At 69.4% G+C, this 18,715-nt stretch carries 19 protein-coding genes; all 19 read right to left on the bottom strand.

Annotated features, from left to right (window positions below):
* Positions 1-11 precede the first annotated feature (11 nt).
* On the bottom strand, positions 12-473 hold the full coding sequence (locus tag J2X60_RS10810; protein WP_309887362.1) for a hypothetical protein: 462 nt from the start codon (positions 471-473) through the stop codon (positions 12-14).
* On the bottom strand, positions 470-2,593 hold the full coding sequence (locus J2X60_RS10805) for a hypothetical protein (protein WP_309887361.1): 2,124 nt from the start codon (positions 2,591-2,593) through the stop codon (positions 470-472). The genes J2X60_RS10810 and J2X60_RS10805 overlap by 4 nt, the downstream gene beginning before the upstream one ends.
* Positions 2,594-2,681: 88 nt before the next feature.
* On the bottom strand, positions 2,682-4,361 hold the full coding sequence (locus J2X60_RS10800) for a hypothetical protein (protein ID WP_309887360.1): 1,680 nt from the start codon (positions 4,359-4,361) through the stop codon (positions 2,682-2,684).
* Positions 4,362-4,363: 2 nt separating this feature from the next.
* The gene (locus J2X60_RS10795; protein WP_309887359.1) at positions 4,364-5,734 is read right to left on the bottom strand and encodes a site-specific integrase; all 1,371 of its coding nucleotides are present in this window, start codon (positions 5,732-5,734) and stop codon (positions 4,364-4,366) included.
* A gap of 129 nt (positions 5,735-5,863) precedes the next feature.
* Positions 5,864-7,039 carry a flagellar hook protein FlgE gene (locus J2X60_RS10790; RefSeq protein WP_070418840.1) on the bottom strand — a complete coding sequence of 392 codons (1,176 nt, stop codon included), beginning with the start codon at positions 7,037-7,039 and terminating at the stop codon, positions 5,864-5,866.
* A 46-nt stretch (positions 7,040-7,085) separates the two neighbouring features.
* Entirely contained in the window at positions 7,086-7,520 is a 435-nt protein-coding gene (locus tag J2X60_RS10785; protein ID WP_309887358.1) for a flagellar hook capping FlgD N-terminal domain-containing protein, read from the bottom strand.
* Positions 7,521-7,560: 40 nt separating this feature from the next.
* On the bottom strand, positions 7,561-9,204 hold the full coding sequence (locus tag J2X60_RS10780; RefSeq protein WP_309887357.1) for a flagellar hook-length control protein FliK: 1,644 nt from the start codon (positions 9,202-9,204) through the stop codon (positions 7,561-7,563).
* Complete coding sequence (locus J2X60_RS10775) at positions 9,201-9,914, bottom strand: C40 family peptidase (protein ID WP_083403302.1); 714 nt, start codon at positions 9,912-9,914, stop codon at positions 9,201-9,203. Before J2X60_RS10775 ends, J2X60_RS10780 begins: the two co-directional genes overlap by 4 nt.
* Complete coding sequence (locus J2X60_RS10770; RefSeq protein ID WP_309887356.1) at positions 9,911-10,342, bottom strand: flagellar export protein FliJ; 432 nt, start codon at positions 10,340-10,342, stop codon at positions 9,911-9,913. Before J2X60_RS10770 ends, J2X60_RS10775 begins: the two co-directional genes overlap by 4 nt.
* On the bottom strand, positions 10,342-11,694 hold the full coding sequence (locus tag J2X60_RS10765; RefSeq protein ID WP_309887355.1) for a FliI/YscN family ATPase: 1,353 nt from the start codon (positions 11,692-11,694) through the stop codon (positions 10,342-10,344). Before J2X60_RS10765 ends, J2X60_RS10770 begins: the two co-directional genes overlap by 1 nt.
* Positions 11,691-12,326: a hypothetical protein gene (locus J2X60_RS10760; protein ID WP_309887354.1), complete on the bottom strand. Its 636-nt coding sequence runs from the start codon at positions 12,324-12,326 to the stop codon at positions 11,691-11,693. The genes J2X60_RS10765 and J2X60_RS10760 overlap by 4 nt, the downstream gene beginning before the upstream one ends.
* Entirely contained in the window at positions 12,319-13,368 is a 1,050-nt protein-coding gene (gene fliG, locus J2X60_RS10755) for a flagellar motor switch protein FliG (protein ID WP_309779471.1), read from the bottom strand. The genes J2X60_RS10760 and fliG overlap by 8 nt, the downstream gene beginning before the upstream one ends.
* The gene (gene fliF / locus J2X60_RS10750; protein WP_309887353.1) at positions 13,365-15,035 is read right to left on the bottom strand and encodes a flagellar basal-body MS-ring/collar protein FliF; all 1,671 of its coding nucleotides are present in this window, start codon (positions 15,033-15,035) and stop codon (positions 13,365-13,367) included. The genes fliG and fliF overlap by 4 nt, the downstream gene beginning before the upstream one ends.
* Positions 15,035-15,388: a flagellar hook-basal body complex protein FliE gene (fliE, locus tag J2X60_RS10745; protein WP_309887352.1), complete on the bottom strand. Its 354-nt coding sequence runs from the start codon at positions 15,386-15,388 to the stop codon at positions 15,035-15,037. The genes fliF and fliE overlap by 1 nt, the downstream gene beginning before the upstream one ends.
* The gene (locus J2X60_RS10740) at positions 15,388-15,783 is read right to left on the bottom strand and encodes a flagellar basal body rod protein FlgC (protein WP_070418832.1); all 396 of its coding nucleotides are present in this window, start codon (positions 15,781-15,783) and stop codon (positions 15,388-15,390) included. The genes fliE and J2X60_RS10740 overlap by 1 nt, the downstream gene beginning before the upstream one ends.
* On the bottom strand, positions 15,780-16,124 hold the full coding sequence (locus J2X60_RS10735) for a flagellar basal body protein (RefSeq protein ID WP_070418831.1): 345 nt from the start codon (positions 16,122-16,124) through the stop codon (positions 15,780-15,782). The genes J2X60_RS10740 and J2X60_RS10735 overlap by 4 nt, the downstream gene beginning before the upstream one ends.
* 389 nt (positions 16,125-16,513) lie before the next feature.
* Positions 16,514-16,798 (bottom strand): hypothetical protein, encoded by a 285-nt coding sequence (locus tag J2X60_RS10730; RefSeq protein ID WP_309779466.1) that lies wholly within the window; start codon positions 16,796-16,798, stop codon positions 16,514-16,516.
* Positions 16,788-17,264, bottom strand: coding sequence for a flagellar export chaperone FliS (gene fliS, locus J2X60_RS10725; RefSeq protein WP_083295338.1), 477 nt, complete (start codon positions 17,262-17,264; stop codon positions 16,788-16,790). Before fliS ends, J2X60_RS10730 begins: the two co-directional genes overlap by 11 nt.
* Before the next feature lie 11 nt (positions 17,265-17,275).
* Positions 17,276-18,673 carry a flagellar filament capping protein FliD gene (gene fliD / locus J2X60_RS10720; RefSeq protein WP_309887351.1) on the bottom strand — a complete coding sequence of 466 codons (1,398 nt, stop codon included), beginning with the start codon at positions 18,671-18,673 and terminating at the stop codon, positions 17,276-17,278.
* Positions 18,674-18,715: the final 42 nt, after the last annotated feature.

The following is an 18,715-nucleotide window of genomic DNA, read 5'->3' as shown; positions in this document are numbered from 1 at the left end:
AGCTCGGCAGGTTACTCGAGGATACGAAGCGGCCGCACCTGCCTACCTTCCGTAGACGCGGCCTGGGCCTCGAGGTCATGCACATGCTGGTGCAGTGCCAGCGCGTAGCGCCGTACGTTCTCTAGGTTCTCGCTCGCCGTCGATATCTGTTCTCGGAGTGCTTCTATCGTCGCGTCGCGCTCAGTGAGCTCAGCGCGTAGACGAGTGACGGTGATCGGATCTCGGTCGTCGTCGTTCATTCGGCTGACCTCGAGCGGGATCCGATGTTGGAGTGCGACGAGTAACTCGTTGTAGTGCTTGTGCGCACTTCCGTGTGAATACTTGCCGATTCGCGCCATGCCAGCCTTGCTCACAGGCTCGCCGTTGCCTGAGAGCAGTGTTCCCGCGATGACGGCTTGCAGTGGTACTGGCAGGGGTTCGCTGCCGCTCATGACTGTGGCGAGGATCGCGGCCAGCTCCCGGTGCGTCGTCATGCGACCACCTGCCGCCGCGCCGCCGCCGCGTAGCTTCCCGGCAGCTCTGTGAGGATCAGCTCGATCAGCTCGGGATCCGTAAAGGACTCGAACTCTGGCTTGAGTTGTGGCATGTCTGCCTCGATTTTCTTTCGGGCGCGTTCGAAGATGCCTTCACGGCCGATGTGCTCCCTCCGTGCGAGTTCCTGCCGGGCTCGTTGCCCTTTCGTCATGGCTGAATTCTTGCAGGCTCCCGGTCGACAGAGCCGGAAGTTTGCTTCCGTCACGCCGCCGCACAGTCCGCCGGGGCCAAATACGCAGATGGTGAACGTGCCGGCAACGACGTTCTTGTTGCCCTTGGCGAGCTTGACGAGCTGCTTTCCCGTCACAGGCTCGTTGATGAGTTTGTAGGCGTCCGAACGGATGAGCGTGTCGTCCAGCCGTTGGGCACCTCGGCCGCCTATCGCGTCGCTCAACCCAAGCTCCGTGATGTCGGCGGCGACGTCGACGAGCGTCTGACCTAGGACGACCTGCCGAACTTCTTCGACGGACTCTGGGTCCGCGATGTAGACACTGTTTGGAAGGTGGCCGTAGTAGCCCTCTGCCACCTTCCGGCTGGACCAATGCCCCTGGGCTGCTGCGAGTGCGTCGCCCCATGGCTGGGACGCATAACACTGCACTCCAGTGATCCTGATTGTTCGATGGGACAGCCACGTTGGCAGTTCAGGGAGTGCAGCGATCAAGCCGCGATCGGAAAGGATCTCCCCGGCACGTTCGAAGCGACGAAGCCACTCGAACTGAAGCACCATCGAATCCGTCTTGGTGACCTTACCGAGTCCCAGACCAGGGTGGAAGAGGATTTCCTCACCGGTGGTCGGGTGCACTCTTGGCGCGAGGTGCAACGCTTTCTTCAGGCGCTTGATGATCTGAACGGCGCGGACGACGTCCTCGCTGACGACCCAGGTGGCGGGGCGCGGCTCTGGCACGTTCTTGACTAGGAAACCGCGCATTCGCGTCACAGGAACATCGGTGTCGCCTCGTTCGTAGCTTCCGGCGCGGATGCAGTCATCGGGCAGTGCCGCGAACTCTCGGTCCCGTACGGTTGTGAGCAGCGCTACGACGTAGGCGCATGCGAACGCAAGCAGAGATGTCCAATAGTCCAGCCCGTTTCCGTAGCGGGTCGCGATCAGCCCGTCGGTCCACGGACGAAGTGATCCGTCGAGCGCTGGAACGGGCTGTATCGGCAGGTCGAATCCGTCCTCCGTTACCGACACGCCTCGCTCACGTCGCAGGTCTGCCCAGACAGCTACCGCAGGGCCGACCGGGTTTTTGAGCACCTTGTTTGAGCAGCCTGCCATTTTGACGAAGGTGGCCCAGGAGGGAGCGGGATCGACTGTATCTCCGCGCAGTCCGACCGTTGCCGGGAGGGCACGACCGGTCTCCCGCCACCGTCGCAGGTCGTCCATGACCACCGCGAGTTGCTCGGGTCGGCTCAGGTGTGTTCTGTCGGGCACCTGGGCAAGATGTTCGCGGCGCGTCAGGATGTCCTCCGCGCAGTGGTCCATGATCCAGAGACTCAGGCCGAGGACTGCGCCGCAAATCTCCGGGTTGGGTCGCTCAGTGTTCGGGCCGCGCTCTGGCACTTTGAAGACCTTCATCACGCTTTCGCCGCCGAATGGGCGGCCGCCGAACATTTCCGGCGCCCCGAGCACGTGTCGAGCCTTCCATAGCGCCGGCAACTGCAGTGCGTACGTTGCGCTCGTTAGCGGCGCGTTGCCGGGGCTACGGTCCTCGATGGCCTGCGCCACGGACCGCCACCCAGCTGCGGTCAATACCGTGCCGTGGGCATCGATGATGGGCAGGGTGACCTTGAATGTAAGAGCGTAGGCGACCGCGGTCATCATCGAAACGGGCGCGGCAGCGGCAAGGGCGAGAGCGTTGGGGGCCGAGGTGTCGAGGCCACTGGCGCCGGTTCTTGCGAGCGTCGGGTTGAGGCGGAGGAGGATCCAGTCCTTGACGACGTGCCGCCAGCGCACCGGGATGTCAGCGAACTCGATGTTCCTCACGCTCTGGTTCACGAGTGGGTAGCCTTGGATGTCCCAGATGTCATCGCCGTACCAGATGGGAGTGCGAATCTGCACACCTCGCGGGATGAGCGCGCGCACATCGGTCCCGGGGCTGAGCCGTGGCCGCGCTCCTTGAACGGGGATTGTCGGAACCGCTGGAGTCTTATTCACGAATCCTCGTTTCATAGTAGGCGCAGGCAACTAGCGTGCGACCGTTGTCGACGGCGGTATCGGGCGCTGCGTCGACGAGCGACTTCGGAAACTGTTCGAGGCTGCGGGTCGCGAATGCATTCAAGAGCGGCGCGTCACCGTCGAGCCATTCGGCTGGTTCGTACTTTCTGATGTTTGCGCTGAACTCGACGGCCGCGACCAGACCCGGGATGACTTCAGGCGTGCGGTAGCCTTTCGGGCAGGTGAAGCACGCGATCGGCCCTAGACCGCAAGGGAGCGCGGGATTTGTTGGGGATTGCCCGTTAGTGATGCATGCTGCGACGCCGACGTCCATGATTCCGTCTGCTGCCTCGATCGCGGCCTTCGCGTCGCGCTCGTGTTGGTCAAGCTCACTCTCGTTCGGAACGTCCTCCAAGGTCAGTGACGTACGGTCTCGCCAATGTTGCGCGACGTTGTCCTGCGTGGCGAGAAGGAGGGGCACTCTGATGACGTCGGGAACGGCGTCCGCGAGGTAGATTCGGGACATCTCTTCGCTTTGCCCGCTGATTCGCTGTCCCGAGCTTCTCCCGCGGTTTGCGGCCCCTTTCCGTAGCTTACGGAAGCTGATCGAGCCAGGAAGGCCGCCGCGATCAGAACTTGCTCCGACGTGCGAGAACCACCATTTGCGAATATGTTTCTCGCTAAGCACTTCATTGGCACCGGTTGGGATGAAGAGCAGGCGGTCGAAGTCAAACGAGTGTTGACGGAACGCGCGGTCGACGTTTGTGGCGGCTGTGACAAAATTGAGCAGTCCGACGAAGCTGAAGAGTCCCCCGGCTGGCGCCGGTGTACGAATGACTTGGCCGTTGCGGGCCTTGACGCCGGTTGCGTATCCGGCTGTTTCGCTCGATTGCTCGGCAGAGTCGCATGTGAACGAACGAATGACGCTCAGGTTTGGGCCGAGATTGTCGAGGACGGCGAGCAGTATCATTGCCGGAACGAGGTCGTCGTCGTGTACTTCGAATTCTTTCGGAAGCGCTTCCTTCTGGGGAGCGAGGACGGTCGGTTCGAGCTGGAGCCAGTCCTTTGGCAGCGTCCCGTAAGCGCGTTCCACGGCTTCTTGATACCGCAAGAACCATGCGAAGACTCGTTCCTTCATTAACGTTTCGATGACGTCCATGATGTCCGGCGCGTAGCCGACCACAGACGGTTTTGTTACGGGGATCGTATAGGCGAAGAGCGCTTCCGACAATACTGCTCCGTCAGGATGCCACCGTTCCAAAGCGCCGCATACACAGCGTCTTAGGTTTCGGCGCTTGCTTGCATTGCCAGCGGCACGGACGATCGCATCCCACAGATTCACTTCTGTCAGCAACTCGTCGTCCAGACGAGTACATCCAGCAACGCGCTCGAGTTCCACCAGGAACTGACGCGCCCCACTTGCCACCGTCTTCACGGTGGTGGCTGAGGTCCATGTGCCACCCCGCAGATGTATCGAACTCAAAAGGTGCTCAGTGAGCTGGTCTCCCGCCTCCGTGGATCGAAGCTGACGAATGAAGACTGGATACCGAGCGCCGCTGACAGCGAGCCGAAGATCTCCGCCTGTGGTTCTCGAGGCTTCCGTGATGTAGTTCGGGTTGACTCCGCGTTGGTCCGTGTTGCGCGCACTGAGGTAGGTGCGGTCGTTGTCCATTCTCATTGTCGCGTCCGTCCGAGGAACGCGTCGATGGTGTATCGGCTGGCCATCAGTCCGACTTGTTGTATGTAGAGCTGGGTTGTGTTCTGGTCGATGTGACCGAGCCCGATCGATGCCATTTTCACTGCGCTTTGGATGTTAATGCGGTGGGGTCTGCCGTCGAGGTCTCGTCCAGCACTGGTCGGGACTCCGAAGTAGAAGAGCGCTGCGAGGTGCGTTGCGTAGGTTCCGCGAAGGTCGTGGGTCGTCACGTGGGGGAAGATGCTTCCGGCCTCCGCAGCGCGGCGTTCCGCCTCCGCGGAGACGTCGGCGACGATCTCTTCGGCCGTGCGCTCGCTGAGAGGGCGGCCGCGGTGGACGGTCAGGAAGATCATCGCTGGTTGTCCGGTTTTGGTGACGAGTCGCCGCCGTTCATCGGCGGTCATCGTGTTGAAGTTCCTGCGGATGCCGTCCGTGTCGACGATGCCGTGGAACTTTGCCGTGGGGCCGATCGCAACCCAGATCGGATTTGCGGGTGGCTTCCATCTGTCGAGTTGGAGCCGTCGGCCGCCTGTCTCCGGATCGACGTATTTGCGCACTCGGTCGAGGTGTCGACGGATGGCGGGGAGGACGACTTCCCGGGAGGTTTTTGAAACGGCGCCGGGGAGGCGCATCTGAATGAGATCGCCCTCGACTGGATTGGGGTTGCGTGGTGTGGATGAGGGAGCTTGAGGGAGTTCGTAGGTGAGGAGGTGGGCGAGCGTATCGGCTCGTGCGCCACAAGCGAGTCCGAGGGAGATGAAGGCGGCGTCGCGGGCAGCGGTGTAGTTCTGGCCGTTGTTGCGGGTGATTGCGGCGGCGAGGAGTTCATCGATCTGCGGTGGTTCGAGCGGCGTTTGAGCGGCGCTCGCTTTCGGGATACCCCGACCTTCGCGCATTGAGAGCACCGGACCGTTAGCTGTTCGCAGCTCGTCAATCGTGATTGGCAGAGGAATACCTCGCTCGTCGCGCAGCCATTCGTAGAAGCCGCGGATCGTCGCGCGGTCGGAGGCTATGGTGTTCCCTGACACGCGATTTGGCCCAGTCGTGCGCGTGTTGATGTATTCAATGATGTGCGCGTTTGTTGCGCCGCGGAGTGACGTGTTGTGTGCGGTGATGTAGTGCAGGAATGTTCGGAGGTTGTCGGCGCGGGTGATTGCGGTCTTGGTCTTGCGGAGTCCCGTGCGCGCGTCGACTTCGCGCAGCCACGCCGATGCGTCGTCCTCGACGATTCCGTCGATGGTGATCACGGGAGCCGTGACCGGTGGAACGACGTGCGGGACGACGCCGAGGGTGCGTTGCACGACCTCAACGTCCCAGCCGCCGCCGCGGTGCACTCGCACTCGTGCCATCGCCTGCCCCTTCGATAGTGGGAGCCAGTATGGCCCAGAGCGAGGCCAGGAGACAGGGGTTTTCCGGACTCATACGGCAAACACCCCCTGCTCGCTCGTGACGCGGAGACAGGGGGGTTTTCCGGATCTTTACCGCTTCAGGTTCGTCAGCTCCTGCAGCACCTCGTCCGAGGTCGTGATGATGCGCGCGTTCGCCTGGAACCCGCGCTGCGCCACGATGAGGTTCGTGAACTCCTGCGACAGGTCGACGTTCGACATCTCGAGCGTGCCCGACGCGAGCTGCCCGACACCGGGCGACCCCGGAGCGCCGACCGTGGCGTTGCCGGAGTTGGCCGTGGCGCGGTAGCCCGACGCCCCGGTCTTCTCGAGGCCGGCCGGGTTCGCGAACGTCGCGAGAGCGATCCGACCGATGGCGAGCGACGCACCGTTCGAGAACGTCCCGACGACCGTGCCGTCCTTCGAGATCGAGTAGCCCTGGAGCGACCCGGCCTCGTGGCCGTTCTGCGACGAGATCGACGCGGTGTTGAGCGAGGCGAAACCCGTGAGCTGCCGCATGTCGACGGCGATGCCCCCGACGGCGAGCGTGCCACCGGCCGTGAGCTTGCCGTCGGTCCCGAACGTGAGCGACGTCGTCGCCTGGGTGCCCTGGCCGTCGGTCGCGGTGACGTCCCAGCCGGCAGCGGTCCGCTCGTAGGCGATCGACATGGTGTGCTTCGCACCGGACGCATCGTAGACGGTGGCGTCACGCGTGATGACCGCGCCCACGGCGGTCTCGGACGGCAGGTTGCCGGTCACACCAGCGGTGGAGGTGCGGACGGCGGGCGCGGCGGCGTCGAGCGGCAGGACGATGTCCGACAGGGCGCCGTTCTCGTTCACGACGCCGTTCGTGGCCGGGTAGCCCTGCACGATCTTCCCGTCGGCGCTGACGAGGCGGCCGTCGGCGTCGAAGTCGAACGCACCGGCGCGGCTGTACACGGTGTCGTTGCCGAGGCGCGTGACGAAGAAGCCGTCGCCCGAGATCATCAGGTCGGTGGCCTTGCCGGTGGCCTGGGCGGAGCCCTGCGCGAAGTTCGTGGAGACGCCGGCGACCTGCACACCGAGGCCGATCTGGGCGGGGTTCGTGCCGCCGATGCCGGTCTGCGGTCCGCCGGCACCCTGGGTCATCTGCGACAGGGTGTCCTGGAAGACCGTCGACGACGACTTGAAGCCGACCGTGTTGACGTTGGCGATGTTGTTTCCCGTGACGTCCAGCATCTGCTGGTGCGAACGGAGGCCGGAGATCCCGGAGTAGAGCGAGCGGAGCATGGTGCGTCCTTTCGTGGAGGTACCGAAGAAGAAGAAGAGGAGGGGGTCAGGAGGTCGTCTTGATGCCGGAGATCACGTCGAGGTTGACCTCCTTCCCGTTCACCGTCACGGTCGGCACGCTCTGGGCGTACGACACCGCGGTCGCCGTCCCCGTGATCGACGTGCCGGACGTGGCGTCGGTGTAGCTGACCTGCTTCCCGACGAGGTTGGCGGCGGCGATCCGCATCTGCAGCGAGAAGCTCTCGTTCGCCGTCGTGGTCTGGTTGGTGATCTGCTCCATCATCGCGAGCTGCGTCTGCTGGCTGATCATCTGGTTCGTGTCCATTGGCGAGGACGGGTCCTGGTTCTGCAGCTGCGTGACGAGGAGCTTCATGAACACCTCGGAGTCCATCGTCTGCGACCGCGAGCTGGTCTGGTTCGCGGCGAGGGCCGCGGCCTGGGCGGCCTGGTCCACGGTGCCGGTGATGCCGTCGATCGGCATGGTCGTTCCCTTCGGTTCTGCCTGTGCTGGCGGTCGACGCTCAGGCGAGGACGTCGAGTCCGACGGTGCGGACGGTGGGCGTGTGGGCGGTGCCGGGTGCGCGCGGGGTGCGCCGCGCCTCCTGGCCGGTGTCGACGCGTGGACCCGTCTGGGCGGGCCGTTCGTCGTGCCCGGAGCGGGTGTCCGGGTGGTTCTGCGAGGACAGGTCGAGCGTGGTCGACAGTCCGGAGCCGACGGCGTCGCGGCGGAGGTCCGGCATGACCTGCCGGACCGCGTCGCGCCCCGCGTCGGAGGCGGCGAAGAGCTCGACGTGCATCCCGTGCGCGGTGACGTGCGCGCGGACGGTGACCGGGCCGAGCGTGTCCGGCGTCACCTGGACGGTGACGACGTGCTCCCCCGGGCCGGCCTGTGCGAGCGTGAACACCGGTCGGGCCAGCTGCTGCGCGAGCGGGGCCGGGGCGTTCGCGGTGGCTGCGCCGGACGTCGGGGTGGCCGGCGCGGCGGGCGCCGTCGGCGAGGTGGTCGGGACCGCGACGGCGCTCTCGCCGCCGCGCGGCGTGGTGACGGCCTGGAGGCGCGGATCGCCCTGGTCGGGCGCGCCGCTGTCCGCCTCGTGGCCGGTCTGGGCACTGCTGCCCGGCGCTCCGGCGGCCGGGACGGTGGCGGTGGCCGTTGCCGTGGCGACGACGGGCTGCCCGGCGTCGGCGGGGTCGGCGCCGGTGCCGGTCGTGGCGACTCGGGTGCTCTGGGCGCTCTGGCTGGCCTGGGTGCTCTGGGCGACCGGCGTGCTCGCTGCTGCCGGGGCCGTCGGTGCGGCCGTCGTCCCCGGGGCGGCGGACGCCGGCGTTGCTGCCGTCCGGTCGGCCTGGAGCGAGGGTCCCGCCGGGAGGGCCGGACCGGGCGCACCGAGCGGGGCGGCCGGGGTCGTCGCCGCGGCAGCTGTCGTCCCGGCCGGGGCTCCGGCGGCGGCCGTCGCTGCGGTGCCGCCGAGCGACCCGGCCGCAGGGCTCGTGGCAGCGGTCGCCGCGGTCGGGTGTGCGCTGCTCGCGGCGTCGGCGTGCATCGTCGGGTCGGCGGGGTCCGGCATCGGGGTCGCCCCGCTGCCCGGCACGGGTGCGTCGAGCGACGCCACGGACGAGCCGGCTCCTGCGGGCGCGGTCGTGAGCGGCTGCGCTGTCGCCTCCGACGGGGCGGCGGTGGTCGGCGCGGCGGGGACCGGCTGGACCAGGGCAGCGACGATCGACGCGGTGTCGACGGTCGGCGCGGTTCCCGTGGCGGCGGGACCGGTGGAGGCGCCGTCGCTGGAGGTGCCGTCGGCGGCGGTGTCGTCGGCGGAGCGAGCCGCGGCGGCACGGGTCGCACGGTCCGTCGTGCCGTCCGTCGTCGTCGCTTCCGTCGCCGAGCGGCGGTCCCGTCCTACCGAGGCAGAGGCCGAGGCCGCGGGCGGCGCACCGCGGTCCGCTCCGGGCGCCGGGGTGCAGCGGTCGAGGGACGGCCCCGTCGGCGTGCGTCGGTCCCGGGCGTCGGCAGCCGAGGCAGCGGACGTGGAGGACCCGGTGGCTCCCGTGTTCCCCGCGGCGGCCATCGCGGCGCCGAACGAGTCCGCGGACGCCGGCGCACCCGACGAGGACGCGGCCCGCGCCGGTGCCGGGGTGGCAGCGGACGTGGTGATGGTCAGGCTCATGCTGCGCTCCCCGCGTTCATGAGGGACAGCAGCGCCGCCGTCTGCAGGTCCGTCGCACCCGAGGCCGCGGTCGTCGCCGTCGTGGCGGACGCCTGCGCGGGCACGATGCGTCGGATCGTGGCGATGTCCGAGTCCTTGTACCAGTTGTCGACGATCCGGACGTCCTTGCCTGGTCGCGGCGCGTGCAGGACCTTGCCGTCGCCGACGTAGATGACGACGTGTCCCTCGCCCTTCGGGATGATGAGGTCGCCGGGCTGCGCGTCCTTGAGGGACCCCACCTCGACGCCCATCTTCGCCTGGTCCGGCACGACCCGGGGCATGGTCACCCCGAGGTCCTTGAACACCGTCTGCACCAGCCCCGAGCAGTCCATGCCGCTCGTGGTGGTGCCGCCGAAGACGTACGGCACGCCGAGGTACTTCTTCGCGTCCGCGACGACGTCGGCACCCGTGGCGCCGCTGCCCGTCGCGAGGGTCCCGGCGCCGGCGTCGACGGACGTGGCGGCGGCCGCGGGCGTCACGGCCGAGGTCGTGCCGGTACCGGTCGCGCCGGTCCCGCTCCCGGTCGCGGTCGCCAGGGCGTCGGCGAACGCGGTCGACGTGGCGGCGCCCGACGCGGCCGAGGTGGCCGCCGTCGCGGTGGTCCCGCTGCGCAGGGCATCGATCTGGGTCCGGATCTCGGAGATCCGGGAGAGCACGGCGTCCACGCTCATCGGGCACCACCTTCCGCGCGGCTGCGTGCCGCGATCTCGTCGAGGGCGTTCTGTTCGGTGCGGAGGTCCTTGGCGGCCTGCTGCTCGTCGTGCTGGACCTCGAGCTTCTCGAGCCCGAGGGCGGACCGGCGGGCGGCGTTGTACTCGTCCTGTGCCCGGTCGGCGTCGGCGCGGCGGGTCCGGGCGACAGCGTCGAGCTCCTCGAGCATCCCGCGGGTGGCGGCACGGGCCGCGGCGACCGCGCTCAAGGTCGCGGCGTCCTGGATCGGCTGCGACCCCTCGGTGTCGGCGAGGTTCCGACGTGCCGCGATCCGGGCGTCGGCAGCGTTGCGCACCCGCTCGTTGGCGGTCGCGAGGGCGGCGGCGGCACGGTCCTGTTCGGCGTGCCGGAGCCGGAGGAGCCCGGCGAGCGGGAACCGGCGGGCCATCAGGCACCACCCCCGGCGCCGAGCGTGCCGACGAGGGCGTCGAGGGAGCGCCACGACGCAGCCGCGGTCGCGCGCTCGTCCATGCCCTGCCGCAGGAAGCCGTCGATCGCGTCCTGGTGGTCGACGGCAGCGTCCACCAAGGGGTTCGTCCCGCGCTGGTACGCCCCGACGTCGAGCAGGTCCTGCGCCGCCTTGCGCGCGGCCATGACCTTCCGCAGGGCCGTCGCCGCACCGCGCTGCCCGGGCGTGGTGACCTTCGAGGCCACGCGCGACACCGAGCCGAGCGCGTCGACCGACGGGAAGTGCCCGGTGATCGCCAGCTTCCGGTCGAGCACGACGTGCCCGTCGAGGATGCTCCGGGCGGCGTCGGCGATCGGTTCGTTGTGGTCATCGCCGTCGACGAGGACCGTGTACAGCCCCGTGACGCTGCCGACCCGGTCGGTCCCGGCGCGTTCGAGCAGCCCGGCGAGGACGGAGAACGTCGACGGCGGGTAGCCCCGGGTGGCCGGCGGCTCCCCCACGGACAGCCCGATCTCGCGCTGCGCCATCGCGACGCGGGTGAGCGAGTCCATCATCAGCACGACGTCTTGGCCGGCGTCGCGGAAGGACTCGGCGATGCGGGTGGCGACGAACGCGGCACGCAGGCGCATGAGCGCCGGCTCGTCCGAGGTGGACACGACGACGATCGAGCGGGCGAGGCCCTCCGGACCGAGGTCGTCCTCGAGGAACTCGCGCACCTCGCGGCCGCGCTCGCCGACGAGGGCGATGACGTTGACGGCGGCGTCGCTCCCCCGGGCGATCATCGACAGCAGCGAGGACTTGCCGACGCCGGAGCCCGCGAACAGGCCCATGCGCTGCCCGCGTCCGACCGTGGTGAGGGTGTCGAGCACGCGGACGCCGAGCTGCATCGGGGTGTCGATGCGCGTCCGGGCCATGGCGTTCGGCGTCTCGTGGTCGAGCGGCACCCACGCGACCGGCTCGCCACCGGCGCCGACGAGCGGACCGCGGTCGTCGATCGGGCGCCCGAGTCCGTCGAGCACGCGTCCGAACAGTCCCGCACCGGTGGGCACGAGCACCGGTCGCCCGGTCGGCCGTGCGGGCGTGCCGGCGGTCACACCGGTCAGGCGCCCGAGCGGCATGCACCGGACGCCGGTGACGTCGGTCGCGACGACCTCGACGAGGGTCTGCGGCGCACCCTCGGCACCGACGGCGACGACCTCGCCGACGTGCGCGTCGAGTCCGGCGATCGTGAGGCCGAGTCCGACCGCGCTCGTGACGACACCGACCCGCTGCGGAGCGGCCTGTCGGAGTGCCTCGTCGAGCCCACGGGGGCGGAGGAGCGTCGTGGTCACGGGGTCACCCCCAGCGCCGTGCGGGCACGGTCCAGCGCGGTGGCGATCCGCGCGTCGAGCAGCCCGTCGGGCAGGTCGACGACGGCGTCCCCGTCGTGCAGCGACGGGTCGGCGACGACCGGGACCGGCAGGTCGAGCTCGGCGACGCGCGCGGCGTCCGCGACGCTCAGCCGGACGGCCACGGCGACGGTGCGGTCGATGGACGCGAGCGCCCGCTCGACGGTCGCCTGCGCACCGGGGACGACCCGCGCCTCCCGTCCGTCATCGGAGGTGTCCGCGGTTCGGGAGGCGCGGATCGCGTACCCGACGACGGCTTCCGCTAGGTCGACGGCCGCGACCGCGACCGACTGCTCGGCCTGGTCGAGGACCGGTGCGACGTGCGACAGCATCGCGTTCGTCGCGGCGTCGAGGACCGCGATGCGGCGCGCGGTGTCGGCCTGCATCGAGGCGGTGCGGGCCGCGTGCTCGGACTCGAGCCGGGCACGGAGCGCGTCGGTCTCGGCCTGCGCCTGCCGGAGCCCCGCGGCGTACCCGGCGGCGTGCCCGCGCACATCGGCGCTGGCGGCGCGCGCGTTCCCGGACGGGTCCCCGATGACGGGGAACGCGACGCGCTGGACCACGGACTCAGTCAACGAGCTCGTCCTCCTCGGCGCGGTGGACCGTGATGACGCCCTGCGCCTCGAGTTCGCGGACACCGCGGACCACCTCGGCGCGGGCCTCCTCGACCTGCGAGACCCGGACCGGGCCCATGGCCTGCAGCTCGTCGTCGAGGAGCTCGCGGTTGCGCTCCGAGACGTTCGCCCGGATCGTCTCGACGACCGGCGCGGCGGCACCCTTCATGGCGGTCGCGAGGAGCTTCGAGTCGATCCCGCGCAGGACCTGCTGGATGTCGCGGGACTCGAGCTTGACGATGTCCTCGAACGTGAGCATCCGGGAGCGGATGTCCTCGGCGAGCTCGGGGTCGCGCTCCTCGAGCCCGTCGAGCACGGCCTTCTCGGTGGCGACGTCGGAACGGTTGATGATGTCGACGAGCGGGGCGATGCCGCCGACGACCTCGACGCTCTCGCGCGGCGACACGACGGCACCGGCGCGCTGGCGGAGGACGCCGGCGACGATCCCGACGGCTTCCGGGGTCGCGCTCCCCATGGTCGCGAACGCCTGGGCGACGTCGGTGCGGGCGCGCTCGTCCACCCCGGCGAGCACGGCGCTGGCCTGGGCCGGCTTCAGGTGTGCGAGCACGAGGGCGATGGTCTGCGGGAGTTCGCCCTCGAGGAGCGTGACGACCTGGCCGGGCTCGGCGTCGTCGAGGAAGTCGAACGACTGCCCGGCGAGGTTCGAGGCCAGGCGGTCCATGACGCCGGCGGCGCGTTCGGCACCGAAGGACGCCTCGAGCAGCCCGAGCGCGGTCTCCTTGCCGCCGCGCTTCTGCGTGCGGCCGCTCAGCGTCATCCGGTGGAACTCGGTCAGGGTCTTGTCGACGACGGTGTCCTCGACGCGGCGCATCCGGACGATCTCGGCGGAGATCTCCTCGGCCTCGATCTCGGTGAACTGCTTCATCACCTCGGCGGCGCGCTCGGTCTCCATCTGCATGAGGATGAGCGCGACCTTCTGCGCACCGGTCAGCGCACGGTCGCCAGCGCCGGTCCCGCCGGCGCTCGGCACGAGGGCGCTCACACCGGTGCCCGGTCGTCGAGGAGCCCGCGGAGGAGCTCGGCCGTGCGCTTCGGGTCCCGCTCGGCGAGGGCGGAGATGTCCTGGCGGCGACGCTCCGCGGTGATCTCCTCGGTGGTGAGGACCTCGGTGGGGGCGTCGTCGTGCGGGACGGTGGGCAGCGCGACGGTCGGGGCGTCCCCGGCCTGCAGGGTGCTCCGGTCCGCGGCGCCGTCGACGGCGAGCGGGAGCTGGAAGGTCTCGCCGGAGAAGGCGTCGAGCTCGCCGAGGTCGACCGCCTCGCGCTCCTGCTTCCGGCTGCGGCGGGCGAGGAAGACGATGATCGCGATGAGGGCCAGCAGCGCACCGACGACGATCCCGGCGGTGCGGATCGACGACCACAGCGCCTCCTGCTGGTCGGCCTTCTGCTGGGCCTCGAGCGCCTTCGTCGCCTTGTCGGCGGCGCTGGTGTCGAAGTCCATCATCGCCACGCGGACCTGGTCGCCGCGGGTCTGGTCGACACCGGCGGCCGCGGCCACGAGGTCGTTGATGCTCTGCAGGTTCGCGTTCTGCACCGCGGCGGCCTTGGAGTTCAGCGCGACCGAGATCGTCTGGCGGGAGAGCCCCCCGGCCGGCAGCTGCGTGGTCTCGGTGGTGTGGTCGACGGCGTTGTTCTTCGTCGCGGACTCGTTCTTGTACCCGTCGTCGGCGCCGCTCGTGGCGGTGCCGTTCGGCACGGCGATGTTGTCCGGGCCGAGGACGCCGGTCGCCCCGGTACCGCCGGCACCGGACCCCGCGCCGTACTGCTCGGTGGTGGACGACTCGTTGAGCGCGACCGGGCCGGTCGTCGGCGTCGTGTAGGACTCCGACGTGCGGGTGCCCGAGTTCTGGTTCATCGTGGCGGACACCACGACGCTGGCGTTCCCGGTGCCGAGGGTCGTGTCGAGCAGGTCCTGGATCTTCTTGCTCGTCGAGGCGTCGTAGTCGGCCGCCTGGTCCGCCCCGCTGCCGGTCGCGCCGGTGCCGACGGCGGAGAGCGTCTGGCCCTTCGCGTCGACGACGGAGACGTCGGTCGGCTGCATGCCCTCGACGGCGGCGCTCGTCAGGTGCACGATCGCCTGGACCTGGTCGGTGCTCAGCTCGCTGCCGTTCTTCGTGGCGATGAACACCGACGCGGTCGGGTCCTTCTCCTCGGAGACGAACACGGTCTTCTCGGGGATCGCGAGCTGCACGGTGGCGGTCTGCACGCCGTCCATCGCGCCGATGGTCTTCGCGAGCTCGCCCTCCATCGCGCGCTTGTACGTGACGTCCTGCTGGAACTCGGAGCTCGTCACGCCCATCTTGTCGAGCAGCGAGTAGCCGCCCTCGTTCGATGCGGGCAGCCCGTTCGACGCGGCCTTGAGCCGCTCCGAGTACACCGACCCCTGCGGGACGAGGATCGTGGCGCCGCCGTCGGTGAGCTGGAACGGCACACCGTCGGTGGTGAGCTGGTCCGTGACGCTCGCCGCGTCGGCCGCCGCCAGTCCGGTGAACAGCGGGGCGTAGGACGCCTTGCCGAGCCAGCTCGCGAGCGCGATGCCGCCGAGCACGAGCGCGGCGATGACGAGGATCGCGATGGTCCGCTGGGCGGCGCTGAAGCCCTTGACGTAGGCGGCGAGACGACCGAAGAGGTCCTTGACGGCGACGGGCATCAGGCCTGCATCCTCATGATCTCGTTGAAGGCGTCGACACCCTTGTTGCGGACGGCGGAGACGAGCTCGAGCGTGACCTGGGCGCGGGTGGCGGCGATGGTCGCGTCGTGGATGTCGTCGAGGTTGCCGGTGACGGCCTTGAGCGCGAGGGTCTTCGAGTCGCTCTGCAGCTGCTGGAGCCCGTCGACCGCGTTGCCGAGGCTGGCGGCGAACCCGCTGCCGTCGGACGTCGCGCCGGCGGACGCGACTCCGCTCGTCGCGCTCGTGCCGACGTCGCTGGACGTGCCGCTCAGGCTCGTCATCGCGTTCGTCATCGCGTTGGTGGTCACACCGTTCACGGCGTCGATGGGCATCAGTTCTTCCCGATCTGCAGGGCCGCCTCGTAGGCGGTCTTCGCGCGGTCGACCACGGCGGCGTTCGCCTGGTAGCCCCGCTGGGCCATGATGAGGTCCGCCATCTGCGTGCCGAGGTCGATGTCCGGCATGCGGACGTAGCCCTCCGCGTTCGCGAGCGGGTTGTCCGGGTCGTACGTGACCCGGCCGGCGGCGCTGCCGAACGCGGCGCCCTTGACGTAGGCGCCGGAGACGCCGTTGCCCTCCTGGACCTCGACGTAGCGGGCCTGGAAGGCGGAGTCGTCCATCGACTTCACCGTGTTGACGTTCGCGATGTTGTCCGACACGGCGTCGAGCCACTTGCGGTGCACCGTCATGCCGGTGCTCGCGATGCCGATCGCGTCGAACGTGGTCACGAGGTGGTCCGCATCGCCGCACGGACACTGGTGAGCTCGGAGTTCATCGCCTGCGTGGCGAACTGGTACCGGAGCACGGTGTCGATGTTCGAGAGCGTCTCTTCGTCGAGGTTGACGTTGTTGCCGTTCGTGTTCGTCGGCTCGAGGCTCCGCGCGACGGTCGGGGTCGTGCCGCCGTCCCCGTCGACGATCGACTTCGCCAGAGCGTCCTCGAACTGGACCTTCTCGGCGTGGTAGTTCGGCGTGTTGATGTTCGCGATGTTGTTCGCGATGACCTTCTGTCGCATCGACAGGCCGTCGAGCGCACTCTGCAGTGCGACGCTCGTCACGGAATCGAACACTGGTGGACCGTCCCCTCGCTGACGACGTCCCCTGGTGACGTCGCCTGATGGCGGTGGCCGATCCGTGGCCGAACTGGTGAGCGATCCGTGCTCAGGGGGCGCTGTCGGCCGGGCCGCGGGGCGCGTTAGGGGTCGCCCCGAACGGGGGGCGGGGGGGGTGTCGGGCGGCGCGGTCGAGGCGGGGCGCGCGGCGGCGCGGGCTGCGGTCGGGGACTCGGTACGACAACGTCGATGTCGTACGACGTCGGGAGTGTCGATCGTTGTACGCGCGCGATGTCGCGGCCGCGCAGGAGCGACAACGTCGATGTCGTACGACGTCGACAATGTCGTTCCGTCTCACCGCCAGCCCGCGCCGCGGCCCCCCGCCCGCGCCCGCGCCCGGCCCCGCGTCAGGCGGACGCGTCGAGGTACACCGAACCGCGCGGCTCCCGCGTCGCGTCCACCGCACGGAGCGCCCCGAGGTGGTCGAGCGTCGCCCGACGGTCCCCCTCGAGCGCAGCGATCCGGTCCCGCTGCGCGGCGAGCAGCCGGGAGGCACGCCCCACCAGCTCCCGCGGCACCGGCCCCAGCCCGGTCGGCTCGGACCACCGCACGTCGCCGCCCGCCGTCAGGTCGGCTTCGAGCACCTCGAGCACGGCCTCCCACGCGGCACGGCGTTCCGCGTCAGGCGACACCGAGTGCCCCGCCGGTCGGGTGCTGCACCGCGGTCGCCGCCGGGATCGACGCGGCGGCCTCGTGCCACGACTGCCGCAGCGGCTCGAGGATCCGGATGCAGTCGCGGGTGGCCTGGACGTCCCGGTGCACGTTCGCGGTGATGAGCGACGTCGACGCGTAGTTGTAGATCGCCAGCAGTCCCTCGCCGCCGTCCCACACGTCGATCTTCAGCGTCGAGGACAGCTCGCCGACGATGGCCTGCGCGTGCAGGAGCTGCTCGCGGGCCGCGTCCCAGTCGGCGGTCGTCTGTGCGGCCTCGGCGCGGTGCAGGTCGAGGAGCAGCCGGTCGTAGAGCATCGTGACGAGCTGCGCCGGCGTCGCCGAGAGCACGGCTTCGTTCGTGTACTGGGCACGGCGCTGGTCCGTGACGGTGCGGGGCTGCGCGGCCTGTCGGAAGGCGGCGGACTGGAGGTCGAAGGCGTTCATCGGTGTTCCTGTCAGCTCGTCGTCGACGCCAGCTGGCTCGCGAGCCAGCTGGACTGGGACTGGAGCTTGCTGAGGCTGGTCTCGAGGCTCGCGTACATCGTCTGCAACGCTGCGCGACGCGAGGTGAGCCGGTCGGTCCAGCTGTCGATCTGGGTGTTGAGGTCCTTCGCGACGGCCTGCTGTCCGGTGATCGCGGTGGTGATGGACCCGTCGTACTTGTCGGAGGCCGAGGTGGCAGCGGCGCCGACGTTCGCCGCGACGCCCGAGAGCATCGCCTGCGTGCCCTCCGGATCGGTCGCGAGGGCCTTCTGGAAGACGTCGGCGTCGAAGGTGAAGTCGCCGTCCTTCGTGATCGAGATCCCGATCGACGACGGGGACTTGCCGCCCACCGGCGCGGACATCGTGCTCGCGAGCCGCTGGACGACGTCACGCGTGGTGCCGTCGCCCGAGAGCACGCCGGCCGTCGTCGTCGTGGTGCCGGTCGTCGGGCTCGTCGTGCTCGTGACGGCGGTGTTCGAGCTGTAGTACGCGGCCACGGCGTTCATCGCATCGACGAGGCCGGACGCGACGGTCTGCGCCTTCGTGGTGTCCTGCGCGATGGTCAGCGTCACCGGGTCGGTGGTGGGCTGCGTCACCGTGACGCTGACCCCGGGGACGAGGTCGGTGAAGGTGTTCGTCGTGCTCGTCACCGTCTGCGCCGCCGCGGTACCGGCCCACAGGGTCACGCTGGCGTCCTTCGCCTGCGTGACGACCGCGGCACCGACCTGGGTGAGGACGTTCGTCGCGGTGCCGGCGGTGACGTCGTCGGCCGTGCCGCGGTACACCTGGAACGCGCCGGCTGCCCCGGTCTTCGCCGAGGTGAGCTGCAGGCGGTAGAGCTTCGTGCCGTCGGCGTCGGTCCCGGCAGCGACCCGCGTCGCCGTGACACCGGCGCCCGACTTGTTGATCGCGGACACGGTGTCGTCGAGGGACCCGGAGGCCGGTGTGACGGTCGTCTTCGTGCCGTCGGCGCCGACGAGCGTGATCGGCTCGGCTGCGGAGGACCACGTCGCCATCGCCGCGGTGACGCCGACCTGGGCCGACGCGGTGGACCCGACCGTGAAGCTCAGCGACCCGGCGCTGGCGTTCGCCCCGGTGACCGCGGTGACGCCCGGCGACGAACTCGTGGCCGTGAAGAGGTCGAGCGAGGTCGCCTTCGACGCGTCCTTCGCCTTCGTCGCGAGGGTCTGCACGAGCCCGTTGATCGTCTGCAGTGACGAGATGAACGAGTTGGTGCTGGTGAGCTTGTTCTTGAGGAGCGTCTGCGGGACCCCCTCGACGCTCATCAGCGAGTTGATGAGGTCGGTGGTCTTGAGACCGCTGACGAGACCGTCGATCGCGAGACTGCTCGCCGATGACACGGACGACATCGATGGCTCCTGCCGCTACGAGGGGAAAGGGTGCGGGTGACG

The organism is Curtobacterium sp. 320 (genome assembly GCF_031455235.1).
Lineage (GTDB): Bacteria > Actinomycetota > Actinomycetes > Actinomycetales > Microbacteriaceae > Curtobacterium.
The sequence above is the reverse complement of the archived record's forward strand: the minus strand, read 5'-3'. Positions and strand labels throughout refer to the sequence as shown.